This window comes from Streptomyces sp. M2CJ-2 (assembly GCF_016757295.1).
Taxonomy (GTDB): domain Bacteria; phylum Actinomycetota; class Actinomycetes; order Streptomycetales; family Streptomycetaceae; genus Streptomyces.
The window spans coordinates 74393-89373 of record NZ_JAESIF010000012.1 but is presented as its reverse complement, the minus strand read 5'-3'; the positions used below and the strand labels follow the sequence as shown (position 1 = coordinate 89373).

Genomic DNA, 14981 nt, shown 5'->3' with positions numbered 1-14981 from the left:
GTCTGTCACGGACCGCGGCCACGAAGCCGGACAGCACAGGGCCCCGGAACCGGCGCAGGGGTCCCGGGGCCCGGTCGGAGGGCGGGGCCGGACCGGCCCCGCACCGAACTCAGACGCGGCGCAGAACGGCCACCACCTTGCCCAGGATGGTCGCGTCGTCGCCCGGGATCGGCTCGTAGGCCGCGTTGTGCGGGAGGAGCCAGACGTGGCCGTCCTCGCGCTTGAAGCGCTTGACGGTGGCCTCGCCGTCGAGCATCGCCGCCACGATGTCACCGTTCTCGGCGACGGGCTGGCGTCGGACCGTGACCCAGTCGCCGTCACAGATCGCGGCCTCGATCATGGAGTCGCCGATCACCTTCAGGACGAACAGCTCGCCGTCACCGACGAGTTGCCGGGGGAGAGGGAAGACATCCTCGACCGACTCCTCGGCGAGGATGGGGCCACCGGCGGCGATACGGCCCACCAGGGGTACGTACGACGCGGCCGGTTTGCCCGTGGTGTCCGTGGGCTGCACGGAGGCGACCTGGTCGGAGCCGCGCACCTCGTAGGCGCGGGGGCGGTGCGGGTCGCGACGCAGGAATCCCTTGCGCTCCAGAGCCATCAGCTGGTGCGCCACGGATGACGTGCTGGAGAGGCCGACCGCCTGGCCGATCTCGCGCATCGACGGGGGGTAGCCGCGGCGCTGCACCGAGTCCCTGATGACTTCGATCACCCGGCGCTGGCGGTCGGTGAGCCCGGAGCTGTCCGCCCGGATGCCGGGAGGTCGGCCCGGCAAGGAGCGCTTGGGTCCCTCAGGATGCGTGGCTTCGCTCATCGCATGCACCGGCTCGAGCCGGCCCTGGGAGCGGTCCTGGGCAGCGATGCTGGCGCTGTCGGCGGTGGTGGTCACGTCGGCCCCTCTCGATGGTCTCCCTGCAGGACAACGGTAGTAGCTTTCGAAAGGTTGCGCCAAACACACGTTCGAGTGAAAAAACGCGAATTACGTTATGCGATCGCGTGCTGAGGTGTATTGGCGGCGACGTTTCCGTGGGACGGGCGCGGCCGGGTTGTGCTCCTCGGTTGCGCTGCTCGGTTGTGCCTCTCGCCGTCGAGGTGGCGGCCTACCGGTCGCCGGGCCAGTCTGTCACCGGGTGTCTCGCGGCGCGGGGGTGGCTCCGGGTCTCTTCGGGGACCACATGCTCTCTTTTTCTGCTGCACGACATCTCCCCGTGTGTCGCGGTGGCACACGACTGCAAGACTCGGTGACGGGGAAGGCGTCCCGCGCGGGCCCGCCGAAGGGTCCCGCGCGGGACGCGGTGAGGCGCCCGTACGGGGGGCGTCGTGAGGCCGCGCGGAGGCCGTGCGAGTGCCTGTGGGAGGGCTCGGTCGGGGGTCGGCTGCCCGGATTCGAGTGACACGCGTGCTGGAGTGCGTGTATGAGCCAATCCCCACATCTAGTGGTTGGATTGCACTCGCTACCCAGAAGTTGTGGTCCCCCGGTCTTGAGGCCCTCGGAGATCGCTTATGCTGGAGCAGCTTCGCGGGGCCGGACAGGCCTCGTGGGGCCATGGAGTCTGCTGTGAGGGAGGGTTGGGATTTCATGCACTGCCCCTTCTGCAGGCACTCCGACAGCCGGGTCGTCGACAGTCGTACGACCGACGACGGCACGTCGATCCGCAGGCGCCGCCAGTGCCCTGACTGCTCCCGTCGTTTCACGACCGTGGAGACGTGCTCGCTCATGGTGGTCAAGCGGTCCGGAGTCACCGAACCGTTCAGCCGCACCAAGGTCATCAACGGTGTGCGCAAGGCATGCCAGGGGCGTCCCGTCACCGAGGATGCGCTCGCGCAGCTCGGCCAGCGGGTCGAAGAGGCGGTGCGGGCCACCGGGAGCGCCGAGTTGACCACCCACGACGTGGGGCTGGCCATACTCGGTCCGCTGCAGGAACTCGACCTCGTCGCCTATCTGCGGTTCGCGTCCGTCTACCGGGCGTTCGAGTCGTTGGAGGACTTCGAGGCCGCGGTCGCGGAACTCAGGCAGGTGGAGCGCTCCGGCGCGGACGACGGAGACCGCGAAGGGGTTGTCGTGGGGAGCCGGGAAGACGGCAGCGGGTCCGGAGGGACTGCCCAGGTCCCGGAACCCGCTCCGGCCGCCGACTGACCGGTGGTCCCGCCCGGCCGACGGCCGGGCGCGGCCGGACGGCGGCGACGAGAAGATCTGTTGCGGGTGATGCCAGTGGGGCGCCCGCAGCGTTGGACAAACACCGTGCCACGGGAACATCGGGGCACTTCAGGGCGTTTTTGCCCGTACAGGGAGGCGGCATGACAGAGACGGCGAGCGGTCCGACACGGAGTTCCCGGGCCAAGAGCACCAAGGCCGGCAAGGGACTGCGTGTCGAGCGCATCCACACCACTCCCGGGGTCCACCCTTACGACGAGGTGGTCTGGGAGCGCCGTGACGTCGTCATGACCAACTGGCGCGACGGCTCGGTCAACTTCGAGCAGCGCGGCGTCGAGTTCCCCGAGTTCTGGTCGGTGAACGCGGTCAACATCGTCACCAGCAAGTACTTCCGCGGTGCCGTGGGCACCCCGCAGCGCGAGACCAGCCTCAAGCAGCTGATCGACCGCATCGTGAAGACGTACCGGAAGGCGGGCGAGGACCACAGGTACTTCGCGTCGCCCGCCGACGCCGAGATCTTCGAGCACGAGCTGGCCTACGCCCTTCTGCACCAGATCTTCAGCTTCAACAGCCCTGTCTGGTTCAACGTCGGCACCAAGCAGCCCCAGCAGGTCTCCGCCTGCTTCATCCTGTCCGTCGACGACTCCATGGAGTCGATCCTCGACTGGTACAAGGAAGAGGGCATGATCTTCAAGGGCGGCTCCGGCGCCGGCCTGAACCTCTCCCGCATCCGCTCCTCCAAGGAACTGCTCTCCTCCGGCGGCAACGCCTCGGGTCCGGTCTCCTTCATGCGCGGCGCCGACGCGTCCGCCGGCACCATCAAGTCCGGCGGTGCCACCCGCCGGGCCGCCAAGATGGTCGTCCTCGACGTGGACCACCCCGACATCGAGGGGTTCATCGAGACGAAGGTCAAGGAAGAGGAGAAGATCCGCGTCCTGCGCGACGCGGGCTTCGACATGGACCTGGGCGGCGACGACATCGCCTCCGTCCAGTACCAGAACGCCAACAACTCGGTCCGCGTGAACGACGAGTTCATGAACGCGGTCCAGCAGGGCGGCCAGTTCGGTCTCCGGGCCAGGATGACCGGTGAGGTCATCGAGGAGGTCGACGCCAAGGAGCTCTTCCGCAAGATCGCCGAGGCCGCCTGGGCCTGCGCCGACCCGGGCATCCAGTACGACGACACGATCAACAACTGGCACACCTGCCCCGAGTCCGGCCGGATCACCGCGTCGAACCCGTGCAGCGAGTACATGCACCTGGACAACACGTCCTGCAACCTGGCCTCGCTGAACCTGATGAAGTTCCTCAAGGACGACGGCAAGGGCACCCAGTCCTTCGAGACCGAGCGCTTCCAGAAGGTCGTCGAGCTGGTCATCACCGCGATGGACATCTCGATCTGCTTCGCGGACTTCCCGACCCAGAAGATCGGCGAGAACACGCGCGCGTTCCGCCAGCTCGGCATCGGCTACGCCAACCTCGGCGCCCTGCTGATGGCCACCGGTCACGCCTACGACTCGGACGGCGGCCGCGCCCTCGCGGGTGCGATCACCTCGCTGATGACCGGCACGGCCTACCGGCGTTCCGCGGAACTGGCCGCGGTGGTCGGCCCGTACGACGGCTACGCCCGTAACGCCGACGCCCACAAGCGCGTCATGAAGCAGCACTTCGACGCCAACGGCGCGGCCGTGCGCATGGACGACCTGGACAGCCCGGTGTGGGCCGCCGCCACCGAGGCGTGGCAGGACGTGGTGCGCCTCGGCGACAAGAACGGCTTCCGCAACTCCCAGGCGTCCGTGCTCGCCCCGACCGGCACCATCGGTCTGGCGATGTCCTGCGACACCACCGGTGTCGAACCCGACCTCGCCCTGGTCAAGTTCAAGAAGCTCGTCGGCGGCGGTTCGATGCAGATCGTCAACGGCACCGTCCCGCAGGCCCTGCGCCGCCTGGGCTACCAGGAGGAGCAGATTGAGGCGGTCGTCGCCCACATCGCCGACCACGGCAATGTGATCGACGCCCCCGGTCTCAAGCACGAGCACTACGAGGTGTTCGACTGCGCCATGGGCGAGCGGGCCATCTCCCCCATGGGCCACGTCCGCATGATGGCCGCGATCCAGCCCTGGATCTCCGGCGCGATCTCCAAGACGGTCAACATGCCGGAGACGGCGACCGTCGAAGAGGTCGAGGAGATCTACTTCGAGGCATGGAAGCTGGGCGTCAAGGCGCTCGCCATCTACCGCGACAACTGCAAGGTGGGGCAGCCGCTCTCCGCCAAGAAGAAGGACGAGAAGGCGGAGGTCACCGAGAAGGCCGAGGAGACGATCCGTGCCGCGGTCGAGAAGGTGGTCGAGTACCGCCCGGTCCGCAAGCGTCTCCCGAAGGGGCGTCCCGGTATCACCACCTCCTTCACCGTCGGTGGCGCCGAGGGCTACATGACCGCCAATTCTTACCCGGACGACGGACTCGGCGAGGTGTTCCTGAAGATGTCCAAGCAGGGCTCGACCCTCGCGGGCATGATGGACGCCTTCTCCATCGCGGTCTCCGTCGGCCTCCAGTACGGCGTCCCGCTGGAGACGTACGTCTCGAAGTTCACCAACATGCGTTTCGAGCCGGCCGGTATGACGGACGATCCGGACGTGCGGATGGCGCAGTCCATCGTCGACTACATCTTCCGCCGGCTGGCGCTGGACTTCCTGCCCTTCGAGACGCGCTCCGCGCTCGGCATCCACTCCGCCGAGGAGCGTCAGCGCCACCTCGAGACCGGCTCCTACGAGCAGGCCATCGACGATGCCGAGCTCGACGTCGAGGGCCTGGCCCAGTCCGCGCCGCGGACCCAGGAGCTGAAGGCGGTCGCCACGCCGAAGGTCGAGGCCGAGGCGGTCAAGCCCGTCCCGCAGCAGGCGCACACCAGCGCCGAGCTGGTCGAGATGCAGCTGGGCATCCAGGCCGACGCTCCGCTCTGCTTCTCCTGCGGCACGAAGATGCAGCGGGCCGGCTCCTGCTACATCTGCGAGGGCTGCGGCTCGACCAGCGGGTGCAGCTGAGACAGGGCCTGACACCGCCGGCACCGGTGCGTCCGTCCGGTGACTGAGTGGTGCGGAGTGCGGGAGTGGGGCACCAGTCCATGGACTGGTGCCCCACTCCTCTGTCTCTTCTTGTCTTTTCTTGTCTCTTCTCCCGATGGTTCCCGAGCCCCGGGGCGACCGAGCCGCTGAGGGGTCGGGTCACGCCCGGCGGATCGCCCCCATCGCGCGGGTGAACGTCACCGGGTCGTCCAGGAAGCCCTCGACACCGGGGCGGAAGTCCCATGCGCCGGTGTCGCCCCGGGTGAACTCGGCGACGACGGCCGCCGTGGCTCCCGGGACACCGCCGAAGTCGTCCTCGGCCAGGACGGTGTACCCCTGGCGGATGCGCAGACCGGGGTGAGCCACGCCGGAGAAGGTCCGCCGCGTCTGATGCTGCTGGATGACGACACCGACCACCACGCGCGCGTACCGCGCGTCGAGCCGGTTCAGCTCCAGCGTCATGACCTCGTCGAAGCCGAAGCCCAAGCCGTCCCTGCTGTCCCGGTTCAGTGTGATGGTGCCGTCGGGGGAGCGGCTGTCGAAGTGCACCACATAGGAGGGATCGCCGTGTGGATCGCTTGCCGGGTAGGGCGCGGCGACGAGATCGAGATCGGTGGACGGTTGTCCCGCGGGACTCGGGTCCCACCTCAGCGCGATCTCGACCTTGTCGATGCCCTTGTTGACGCCGTTCACCCATTTCCCCTTCCCTGCGCGACCATCCTGCCCTTTCCGCCCAACTGCCGGGCAACTCCGGCAGGTTGTCCATCCTGTCATGCTCGGCCGGGTAAGTGCGGTGAAGCAGTCCGGGCGAGGGTGACCGACGCCACGCTCCGCGGCCTTACGATGGCGCGGTGCTGGTCAAGTGGATTCGCTGCACCGTGGTGGACCGCCGGGGGTTCGAACGGGGACAGCGGAAGTGGGCGGGGCTTCTGGGGGAGCCGGGATTTCGTGGACAGGGCGGAGGATGGAGCCGTGCACGGCAGGATGTGGCGCACGTCTTCTCCTTCTGGGAGAGCCGCGCCTTCTACGACTCGTTCATGGCGCGTTCCCATGATCGGCTCGCCTCGGCTCAGGCGGGCACCTTCAAGGACGCCCAGGTCCGGCTCTTCGACCACCGCTTCGACGTGAAGACGGGCTTCGAACCGCGTTTCACGGACGTGGACCTGCTGAGAGTGGCGCTGTGCCGGGTCCACGAGGAGCGGGCGGAGCACTTCGTGCTGATGCACGAGAAAGTCTGGAACCCGGCGATGGCGGGCTCGCCCGGCATGGTGCGAGGTCTGTTCGGTGAGGCTCCCGGCAACGAGTTCCTGGTGCTGTCGATGTGGTGGTCGGCGGCCGAGCACGGCAAGTACCGCACCGAGCGCGTGGAACGTCTCGCCCTGAGGGCGCAGACGGAGGCCGACATAGCGGCCCTGACGGGGGACGTCGTCGACATGGAGCCGGTCTGGACGGTCTGACGACCACGTGCACCGAGAGCGTCGCCCTTTATGTGGCGTGTGCGACCCATGTGGCTTGTGTGCCCCGTGGGGCGTGGGTCGTGGCACTGTCCGTGGTGCAAGAAGTGTGTGACCTGTGCCGTACGGGGTGCGTACGGGTGCTCGGCCGGTCGTCCCCCGTTCTAGGGTTTCGGCATGGCACGACCACGGCGCATCATCCTTGTCCGGCACGGTGAATCAACGGGCAATGTTGACGACTCCGTTTATGAACGCGAACCCGATCACGCGCTGGCCCTGACCGAGCGGGGCCGGCGGCAGGCGGAGGAGACGGGTAAGCGGTTGCGCGACCTGTTCGGCCGCGAGCGCGTCAGCGTGTACGTGTCCCCCTACCGCCGTACGCACCAGACGCTGGACGCCTTCGGGCTCGACCCGGGGCTCATACGTGTGCGTGAGGAGCCGAGACTGCGCGAGCAGGACTGGGGAAACTGGCAGGACCAGAAGGACGTACGCCTGCAGAAGGAACGCCGGGACGCGTACGGCCACTTCTTCTTCCGCTTCGCCCAGGGAGAGTCCGGGGCCGACGTCTACGACCGGGTCGACGGCTTCCTGGAGAGCCTCTTCCGCAGTTTCGACGCCCCCGACCATCCGCCGAACGTCCTCATCGTGACGCACGGTCTGGCCATGCGGCTGTTCTGCATGCGGTGGTTCCACTGGACCGTGGCGGAGTTCGAATCCCTGTCGAACCCGGGGAACGCCGAGACACGGATGCTCGTTCTGGGCGAGGACGGCAAGTACACGCTCGACCGGCCCTTCGAACGCTGGCGTGAGCCGGAACCGTATGGGATCCACCGGATAGAGTGGCAGGGCGATGACCGCTGACTTCTCCTTTGCCGGGCGCCTGGACCGCGCCCTGGCCAGCCTGCGCGGACTGTCGGTGGGGGACGCGCTGGGCTCGCAGTTCTTCGTCCCCGGGAACTATCCGCTGCTCATGTGCCGTGAGCTGCCCCCAGGCCGCTGGCAGTGGACGGACGACACGGAGATGGCCTGCTCGGTCGTCGCCGTCCTGGCCGCTCACCGGCGGGTCGACCAGGAGGCCCTCGCGCAGTCCTTCGCCGGGCACCACGACTTCGACAGGGGCTACGGGCCTGCGGTCGGCCGGCTGCTGCGGCTGGTCCGTGAGGGCGGCGACTGGCGGGAACTCGCCGCCGGGCTCTTCAACGGTCAGGGTTCCTGGGGCAACGGGGCGGCGATGCGCATCGCACCGCTGGGTGCCTGGTACGCGGACGATCCGGAGCAGGCCGTCCACCAGGCCGAGATCTCGGCCTACCCCACCCACCAGCATCGTGAGGCCGTGGTCGGTGCGATGGCCGTCGCCGCGGCAGCCGCGCTCGTCGCCGCCCCCGGGGGGACGCCCGCTCCGGAAGCCCTCCTCGACGGGGTCGTCGCACTGGTGCCCAAGAGGAGCGCGGTCGGTGCGGGGCTGCGCAGGGCCCGGGACATGCTCGACTTCGGCGATGTGGCCACCGTCGCCGCCGTCCTCGGTTGCGGACGGCGTACGACGGCCCACGACACCGTGCCCTTCGCGCTGTGGTCGGCCGCGCGGTCCCTGGGCGACTACGAGCAGGCGTTCTGGACGACGGCCCAGGCGGGCGGAGACGTGGACACGACGTGCGCCATCGTGGGCGGGGTGGTCGCGGCGGGGAAGGCCGGGGTGCCGCCTTCCGGGTGGACCGAGCGAGTCGAGGCGCTGCCGAGTTGGGTGCCTCACGCCCAGTGATTCACGAATGCGATTCCACGCGGGCCGAGCGGCTCCTGGGCCGGGTCGTCGTGGACCGTGACATCGTTCGGGGAACCTGGGTGTCGCGGGCCGTTCGGGGCGGCGTACGCTAAGGGCGCCATGCCGTACGAACCACCAACTCACACCGTCGAGCGCTCTCTCCGCGCCACGACCGGGGCGAAGATCGTCGCAGGTGTCGACGAGGTGGGGCGCGGCGCCTGGGCCGGTCCCGTCACCGTCTGTGCGGCGATCACCGGACTGCGTCGGCCCCCTGAAGGTCTCACCGACTCCAAGCTCCTCACCGTCAAGCGGCGCGCCGAACTCGACCGGACGCTGAGGAGTTGGGTGACGTCGTACGCCCTGGGGCACGCGTCCCACGAGGAGATCGATCAGCTGGGGATGACGGCCGCGCTGCGGTTGGCGGCGGTACGCGCGCTCGAGGCGCTGCCGGCCCGGCCCGACGCGGTGATACTCGACGGCAAGCACGACTATCTCGGGGCGCCCTGGCGGGTCCGAACCGTGATCAAGGGTGATCAGTCGTGCGTGGCGGTCGCGGCGGCCTCGGTGATCGCCAAGGTGCACCGCGACAAAATGATGGCCGAACTGGGTGCCGACCATGCAGACTTCGGTTTTGCGGACAACGCCGGGTATCCGTCACCCGTACACAGGGCCGCGCTGGAGGTCCGGGGACCCACCCCCTACCACCGTTTGTCGTGGGCGTATCTTGATGCGCTGCCCCAGTGGCGGCATCTCAAGAAGGTCCGCGGCTGGGCGGACGGAAGCGTTCCGGAGGTCGAGGGTCAGCTCGGCTTCGACTTCTGACGGTTCCGTTCGCACTCATGTGCCCCCCGGCGGCGCGAGCCGTGCCAATGTTTGATAAAAATCAGCCCATGCCTCTCATTCCCGAGGAGCCTCAGATTCACGAGAGTGCCCAGGGTCCCCGCGCCACTTCGGCCAGCAGCCGTACCGCGCCGACCCCCCGCCCCGTACCCGGTCCCCGTCCTGCGGCTCCGCCGCGTCCCGGTCGTCCCGGCCCGGCCCGGCCGGCGCCCCCGGCGCAGCGCACGCCGCGCGATGCCACTGCGGCGGCCAAACCCGTCCCTCCGAAGCCGGCCGCCGCTGCCGCGGACGGCACCCAGATCCAGCTCATTCCGGCCTCGGTCCAGGGGGCGCTTGACGCCGCCGAGGAAGCCGTGGACCTGCTGCTGGACTCGGGCCGTTCCCCGGGCGACGTGCTGGTGATCACCACCGGCGAGCCGCACCCGTGGGCAGCCCACGAGCTGTCCTTCGGTGAAGCGTCCTACTGGGCTCTGCACGACGCCGGTGACGACGTCTTCCACACGGACGTCGCCGGTGCGGAGCGTGCCGGGGTGCGGCCCGTCGTCGTGGTCGCCGTCAACGGCGGTTCCGAGTCGGTGGCCGCGTCGGCCCTGTCCGTCGCCCATGCCAAGGCCACCGCTCTGCTGATCGTCTGCGGCGACCCGAAGCGGATCAACTCGGTGATGACCGCGGGCGTCTGAGCCGACGCCCTGGCGCCCGTCGGTACGGGCGCCAGGTCCCGGTTCCGGGGAGCGCCGTCGGCCCTCAGCGTGCCGCCGCGCGGCGCAGGACCTCGGACGCGACACCGCCGGTGCGCGGTATCCGCGGTGGTGCCTCGGCCGTGGCGAACGGCTCCGGAGCCGAGTCGGCGGTGGGCCGGCGCCCCCCGCGCCCTTCGCCGAGCACCTGCCAGCCGTCACGGGTCAGCGTGATGTACGCCCCGCAGCGCAGCCCGTGCAACGTGCAGGCGTCCCGCAGCCCCCACATCCACGCGCCGTCCTCCTCGGTCCAACGCGCGTCGCCGTCACGGCAGTAGAGCAGCACGGCGGTACGCACCGGGGTGCGGCGCCGCAGATCGTGCGGGATGATCCGGCGCAACTGGGACAGCAGCGCGTTGCGGAACATCCAGCCGTCCGCCGGGGCGGGGCGGCGGGTGAACGAAGCGCTCGCCCGCAGTCGTTCGTCCGGGTCGAGTACGGCGACGACCGCGGTCGTCGGCCCGGGGCGATGCCGGGCGTGCAGACCGCTGACGACCTCACGCGGGTTGCGCAGCAGCGGAATTCCCGCGGCGGCCCACTCCGCGGGTTCGAGCACGCGAGTGGCGGGCGTCGACAGTGATGCGGCCGAGGACGAAGCGAATCCGAAGGTCACGGTCCTCCCTTCGGCTACGCCCGGACTGCGGGCGGGGGCGGATTTCGGGGAGCGCGCACGCAACAGAGCCCAACCTGATCGGCGGAAGAACCGTGCGGGTGCGGACCTCAATTCTTCCCGTCGAACCTGGATGCGGCAACGAGCAATCACACGAGGGGACCGGTATCTCATGATCAGCGGCTTATATCCCTGCCCGGTGGGCCGGGTGCGGTCCCCGCGGAGCGTCAGCCCTGTACGGCCAGTACCAGGGGCAGCACCCCCCCGGCGCCGGCCCGCCGGAGCAGGCGTGCCGTGACCGCGAGGGTCCAGCCCGTCTCCGTGTGGTCGTCCACCAGAAGCACCGGCCCCCGGGCCTCGGCGAGGGCCTCGGCGAGAGAGGAGGGGACGGCCAGTGCCCCGTCGAGGGCCTTCAGACGCTGCGCGCTGTTGCTCCGGGAGGCCGGCCGGGCCTCGTCCGTGTACTGCACGGAACCCAGCAGGGGCAGGCGTCCGACCTCCGCGATGTGCGCTCCCAGCGAGTGGATCAGGGCGGGGCGGGTGCGGGAGGGGAGGGTGACCACACCGACCGGCCGGGGCTGGGCGTCCGGCGCTCCCGACGCCCAGCCGCCGGGCCCCTTGGCCCAGTCGGCCAGCACATCCACCACGGCCTTCGCCACGTCGTCGGGCACGGGCCCGTCCGGGGCCTGGGGCGCGAACATCGGACGCAGCCGGTTGCCCCAGCCGATGTCCGACAGGCGCCCCAACGCCCGGCCCTGAGCGCTCTGTTCCCCGGCCGGGATACGTCCCTTGAGGTTCATGCCGATCGCCGGAAGCCCGGTGGGCCACATGCGCCGCGGTTCCACCTCCACCCCTGCCCGGTCGAGATCCACGCGGGCCGCCTCGAGCGCCGTGGGAGAGGCCTCGGGGAGGTAGCGCGCGCCCGCGCAGTTGTCGCAGCGGCCACAGGGCTTCGCGCCCGCGTCGTCCAGCTGGTGCTGGAGGAACTCCATCCGGCAGTCCGCGGTCGTCGCGTACTCGCGCATCGCCTGCTGTTCGGCCCCCCTCTGGCGGGCCACCCACGCGTACCGCTCGGCGTCGTACGTCCATGGCTGACCGGTCGCGATCCAGCCCCCCTTGACCCGTCGCACCGCCCCGTCCACATCGAGGACCTTGAGCATGGTCTCCAGCCGGGAGCGGCGCAGCTCGACCAGGGGTTCGAGGGCGGGCAACGACATGGGCCGGTCCGCACGGGCGAGGACGTCGAGTGTGCGGCGCACCAGCTCCTCCGGGGGGAAGGCGAGGGACGCGAAGTACGTCCAGATCGCCTCGTCCTCCTTGCCCGGGAGGAGCAGGACTTCGGCGTGGCGCACACCACGGCCGGCGCGGCCGACCTGCTGGTAGTAGGAGATGGGAGAGGACGGTGAGCCGAGGTGGACCACGAATCCCAGGTCCGGCTTGTCGAAGCCCATACCGAGGGCGGAGGTGGCGACCAGGGCCTTCACCTTGTTGGCGAGCAGGTCCTCCTCCGCCTGTTGCCGTTCCGCGTTCTCCGTCTTGCCGGTGTACGAGGCGACGGTGTGGCCGCGCTGCCGCAGGAAGGCGGTCACCTCCTCGGCGGCTGCCACGGTGAGGGTGTAGACGATCCCGGAGCCCGGCAGTTCGTCGAGGTGATCGGCGAGCCAGGCCATCCGGTGTGCGGCGTCCGGCAGGCGCAGCACACTCAGGCTCAGGCTTTCCCGGTCCAGCGGCCCCCGCAGCACCAGGGCGTCCGAGGTGCCTCCCGTGCCGAGTTGCTCCGCGACGTCGGCGGTCACCCGGGCGTTGGCGGTGGCGGTGGTGGCCAGGACGGGCACGCCGGGTGGGAGATCGGTGAGCATGGTGCGCAGCCGTCGGTAGTCGGGGCGGAAGTCGTGGCCCCAGTCGGAGATGCAGTGCGCCTCGTCCACCACGAGGAGTCCGGTCGCGGCGGAGAGTTTGGGCAGCACGTGGTCACGGAAATCGGGGTTGTTCAGCCGCTCCGGACTCACCAGCAGGACATCGACCGTGCCCGCGGCGACCTCGGTCTGGATGGTGTCCCATTCCTCGCTGTTGGAGGAGTTGATGGTGCGGGCGTGGATACCGGCTCTGGCCGCGGCCTCGACCTGGTTGCGCATCAGCGCCAGGAGGGGGGAGACGATCACTGTGGGGCCGCTGCCCCGGGCCCGTAGCAGAGATGTGGCCACGAAGTAGACCGCGGACTTGCCCCAGCCCGTGCGCTGGACGACCAGGGCCCGGCGCTTGTCGGCGACCAGCGCCTCGATCGCTCGCCACTGGTCCTCGCGCAGCCGGGCCTCTCCCGAGGCGTCCCCGACGAGCCGGGCGAGGACGGCGTCCGCCGCTGTCCGGAGATCCGCGTTGTTCGTGTGCTCCATGAGTCCCATACAACAGGACGGCAAGGACAGCCGGGTGGCGGTGCGGGGCGGTGAGAGGGTGGGCCTTGTGTGGTAATCGGGTCGCAGTGGAAGCGAAAGCGCAGGTCAGGAGGGTGCGTGACGTGTCCCCGGCGGAAGTTGTCCACAGGGCGAGCGGAGTTTCCCGATCCGCGAAATCTTCTTCTCATGACGAACCGCAGCGAAACGAACGGATCCCCCGAAAATGACGGCATCGCCGGGCGGAAGCAGGACGCTCACGCCGGCCTTCCGGACCCCGAGGGCGTCGCCCACCCCACCGGGCTCCCACCGCAGAGGACACACGACGGCGAGTACACGCACCCACGGCGCACAAAGGACATCGCCTGCACCGCCTACGGAAACCACGGTGACGCACAGCAGGTCACGCTGCGCACCCCCGCCGAACTCGCCGACGCACTGCCCTACCTCCTCGGCTACCGGCCCGAGGACAGCATCGTCCTGGTCGCCCTGTACGACAAGGACGGGCGGAGCCGGTTCGGCGGTCGTGCCAGGCTCGGTATCCCCGCGAACGAGGACGACTGGCCCGCGGCCGCCCGGCAACTGGCCCAGGGGCTGGTGACGGGCAGCGAGCGCCGAGGCGCCAAGCCCGAGCAGATGGTTGTCTTCCTCTGCCAGGAACCGGGCGGCCGCGGACCCGGAGCGCAGGTCAAGGAGCGGTTGGGCCCGCTCGCTCACGCGCTGCGCGTCGAGTGCGGTGCCCTCGACGTTCCCGTGGTGGAGGCCCTGTGTCTGTCGGACGGCCGCTTCTGGTCGTACTGCTGTGACGACGAGGCATGCTGTCCGCCGGAGGGGACGCCGATGGGGCTGCCCGGCACCTCGGTGCTGGCCGCCGCCGCGACCTACGCCGGGCTTCAGGTCCGGGGCACGCTGCGGGAGCTGAGGGCGAGGTTCCTCCCGCGGGAGAACGCCGCCGCCCTCGAACAGGAAACCGCCCTGGACGCCGCCAGCAAGGCGCTGATCCCCCGGATCCTCGATGTGGCGGGCCGATGCCAGGTCGCTGAAAGGACGCTGGAACTGGCCGAGCAGATCATGGGCCGGCTCGCCGGCGTCCCGCCCGTGCCCGGAATGCTCCCGGCGGATCTGCGGGACGACGAACTGCTCCGGCACGACGAGGCGGCGACGCTGATCCTCGGTCTGCAGGACCGGACGACCCGGGACCGCGCGGCCGCGTGGATGGAGGGCGAGGAAGCAGGTCCCGCGCTCCGGCTGTGGCGGGCCCTGGCGCGCCGCTGTGTCGGTTCGTACGGCGAACACGCCGCGGCGCCCCTGACGCTCGCCGGCTGGGTCGCGTGGTCCACCGGCGACGAACTGGAAGCCAGGGAGGCCCTTGCCATGGCCCTGGGAGCCGATCCCGACTACCTCTTCGCCCGTCTTCTGCACCAGGCCTGCAACGAGGGCCTCGACCCGGAATCGATCCGCCGATGCCTGCGGGCGGAACGTGAGAACCACGGGAAGACGGGCCACGGCGGTCCGGCCGCCGCTCCTCCGACCGCTCCCGCCACCGACCCGGCCGCCGGAACCGGCGTGGGGGAGGGCGCCGGAGCGCCGGGCGTACGGGTGCCGGACGCCGGAGAGGGGGCCACGCCTTCCGCGGAGGCGACATCCGTACGGCACGAGACGTCCCCGCGTCGCCGACGGCGCACGCATGTCTCCGGTACCGGTGGCGGGTCCCCGAGCCGGCCGCGTTCGGACGGGCACCGGCCGAGCGCGCGGATTCCGTATCTCCGCGAGCCCCGTGATCCGCGCGATCCCCGCAATCCGCGTAATTTCCGTGATCCCCGTACCGCGATCGGTGGCACGCGTCCGGGTGGGGCGCGCACCGGGCACAAAGGGCCGGGCACCACGCGTTCTCGTCGCACGGCCTCGCCGGAAGGTGCGCGGCCTCGTGGCCGGGGGAGTGCGGGAGCAAAGTGACCGAGCTCAGCGACTGAG

General features: G+C 70.1%; 12 protein-coding genes. 8 read left to right on the top strand and 4 right to left on the bottom strand.

The genetic code is table 11. The annotated features are described in order from the left end of the window. Window positions 1-109 precede the first annotated feature (109 nt). Window positions 110-889: a transcriptional repressor LexA gene (lexA, locus tag JL475_RS12865; protein WP_202277721.1), complete on the bottom strand. Its 780-nt coding sequence runs from the start codon at window positions 887-889 to the stop codon at window positions 110-112. A gap of 690 nt (window positions 890-1579) precedes the next feature. On the opposite strand from lexA, the gene nrdR reads away from it, so the two are divergent. Beyond that, on the top strand, window positions 1580-2137 hold the full coding sequence (gene nrdR / locus JL475_RS12860) for a transcriptional regulator NrdR (protein WP_202277720.1): 558 nt from the start codon (window positions 1580-1582) through the stop codon (window positions 2135-2137). A 161-nt stretch (window positions 2138-2298) separates the two neighbouring features. Beyond that, window positions 2299-5196, top strand: coding sequence for a vitamin B12-dependent ribonucleotide reductase (locus JL475_RS12855; RefSeq protein ID WP_202277719.1), 2898 nt, complete (start codon window positions 2299-2301; stop codon window positions 5194-5196). Between the two features lie 180 nt (window positions 5197-5376). On the opposite strand, the gene JL475_RS12850 is transcribed toward JL475_RS12855, so the two are convergent. After that, on the bottom strand, window positions 5377-5910 hold the full coding sequence (locus JL475_RS12850) for a TerD family protein (RefSeq protein ID WP_202277718.1): 534 nt from the start codon (window positions 5908-5910) through the stop codon (window positions 5377-5379). A 158-nt stretch (window positions 5911-6068) separates the two neighbouring features. Between JL475_RS12850 and JL475_RS12845 the strand changes: the two genes are divergently transcribed. The 5 genes from JL475_RS12845 (at window position 6069) to JL475_RS12825 (ending at window position 9950) form a co-directional block, all read left to right on the top strand. Continuing rightward, window positions 6069-6674: a YdbC family protein gene (locus JL475_RS12845; protein WP_202277717.1), complete on the top strand. Its 606-nt coding sequence runs from the start codon at window positions 6069-6071 to the stop codon at window positions 6672-6674. A gap of 174 nt (window positions 6675-6848) precedes the next feature. Beyond that, window positions 6849-7532, top strand: coding sequence for a histidine phosphatase family protein (locus JL475_RS12840; protein ID WP_202277716.1), 684 nt, complete (start codon window positions 6849-6851; stop codon window positions 7530-7532). Continuing rightward, window positions 7522-8430 carry an ADP-ribosylglycohydrolase family protein gene (locus tag JL475_RS12835; protein WP_202277715.1) on the top strand — a complete coding sequence of 303 codons (909 nt, stop codon included), beginning with the start codon at window positions 7522-7524 and terminating at the stop codon, window positions 8428-8430. Before JL475_RS12840 ends, JL475_RS12835 begins: the two co-directional genes overlap by 11 nt. 120 nt (window positions 8431-8550) lie before the next feature. Next, window positions 8551-9252 (top strand): ribonuclease HII, encoded by a 702-nt coding sequence (locus JL475_RS12830; RefSeq protein ID WP_202277714.1) that lies wholly within the window; start codon window positions 8551-8553, stop codon window positions 9250-9252. 68 nt (window positions 9253-9320) lie between these two features. Continuing rightward, window positions 9321-9950 carry a hypothetical protein gene (locus JL475_RS12825; RefSeq protein WP_202277713.1) on the top strand — a complete coding sequence of 210 codons (630 nt, stop codon included), beginning with the start codon at window positions 9321-9323 and terminating at the stop codon, window positions 9948-9950. A 64-nt stretch (window positions 9951-10014) separates the two neighbouring features. Here JL475_RS12825 and JL475_RS12820 read toward each other — a convergent pair whose 3' ends face one another. Both JL475_RS12820 and JL475_RS12815 read right to left on the bottom strand, forming a co-directional pair. Next, a complete protein-coding gene (locus JL475_RS12820) occupies window positions 10015-10620 on the bottom strand; it encodes a hypothetical protein (protein WP_202277712.1) in 606 nt (201 codons plus the stop codon). A 224-nt stretch (window positions 10621-10844) separates the two neighbouring features. Beyond that, window positions 10845-13010, bottom strand: coding sequence for a RecQ family ATP-dependent DNA helicase (locus JL475_RS12815; RefSeq protein ID WP_202277711.1), 2166 nt, complete (start codon window positions 13008-13010; stop codon window positions 10845-10847). A 186-nt stretch (window positions 13011-13196) separates the two neighbouring features. On the opposite strand from JL475_RS12815, the gene JL475_RS12810 reads away from it, so the two are divergent. Continuing rightward, window positions 13197-14963, top strand: coding sequence for a DUF4192 domain-containing protein (locus tag JL475_RS12810; RefSeq protein WP_202277710.1), 1767 nt, complete (start codon window positions 13197-13199; stop codon window positions 14961-14963). Window positions 14964-14981: the final 18 nt, after the last annotated feature.

Bases quoted from the DNA above. Each gene is read 5' to 3' on its own strand.
- nrdR (WP_202277720.1), top strand. From the start codon at position 1,580: ATGCACTGCCCCTTCTGCAGGCACTCCGACAGCCGGGTCGTCGACAGT.
- JL475_RS12855 (WP_202277719.1), top strand. From the start codon at position 2,299: ATGACAGAGACGGCGAGCGGTCCGACACGGAGTTCCCGGGCCAAGAGC.
- JL475_RS12840 (WP_202277716.1), top strand. From the start codon at position 6,849: ATGGCACGACCACGGCGCATCATCCTTGTCCGGCACGGTGAATCAACG.
- JL475_RS12835 (WP_202277715.1), top strand. From the start codon at position 7,522: ATGACCGCTGACTTCTCCTTTGCCGGGCGCCTGGACCGCGCCCTGGCC.
- JL475_RS12830 (WP_202277714.1), top strand. From the start codon at position 8,551: ATGCCGTACGAACCACCAACTCACACCGTCGAGCGCTCTCTCCGCGCC.
- JL475_RS12825 (WP_202277713.1), top strand. From the start codon at position 9,321: ATGCCTCTCATTCCCGAGGAGCCTCAGATTCACGAGAGTGCCCAGGGT.
- JL475_RS12815 (WP_202277711.1), bottom strand. From the start codon at position 13,010: ATGGAGCACACGAACAACGCGGATCTCCGGACAGCGGCGGACGCCGTC.
- JL475_RS12810 (WP_202277710.1), top strand. From the start codon at position 13,197: ATGACGAACCGCAGCGAAACGAACGGATCCCCCGAAAATGACGGCATC.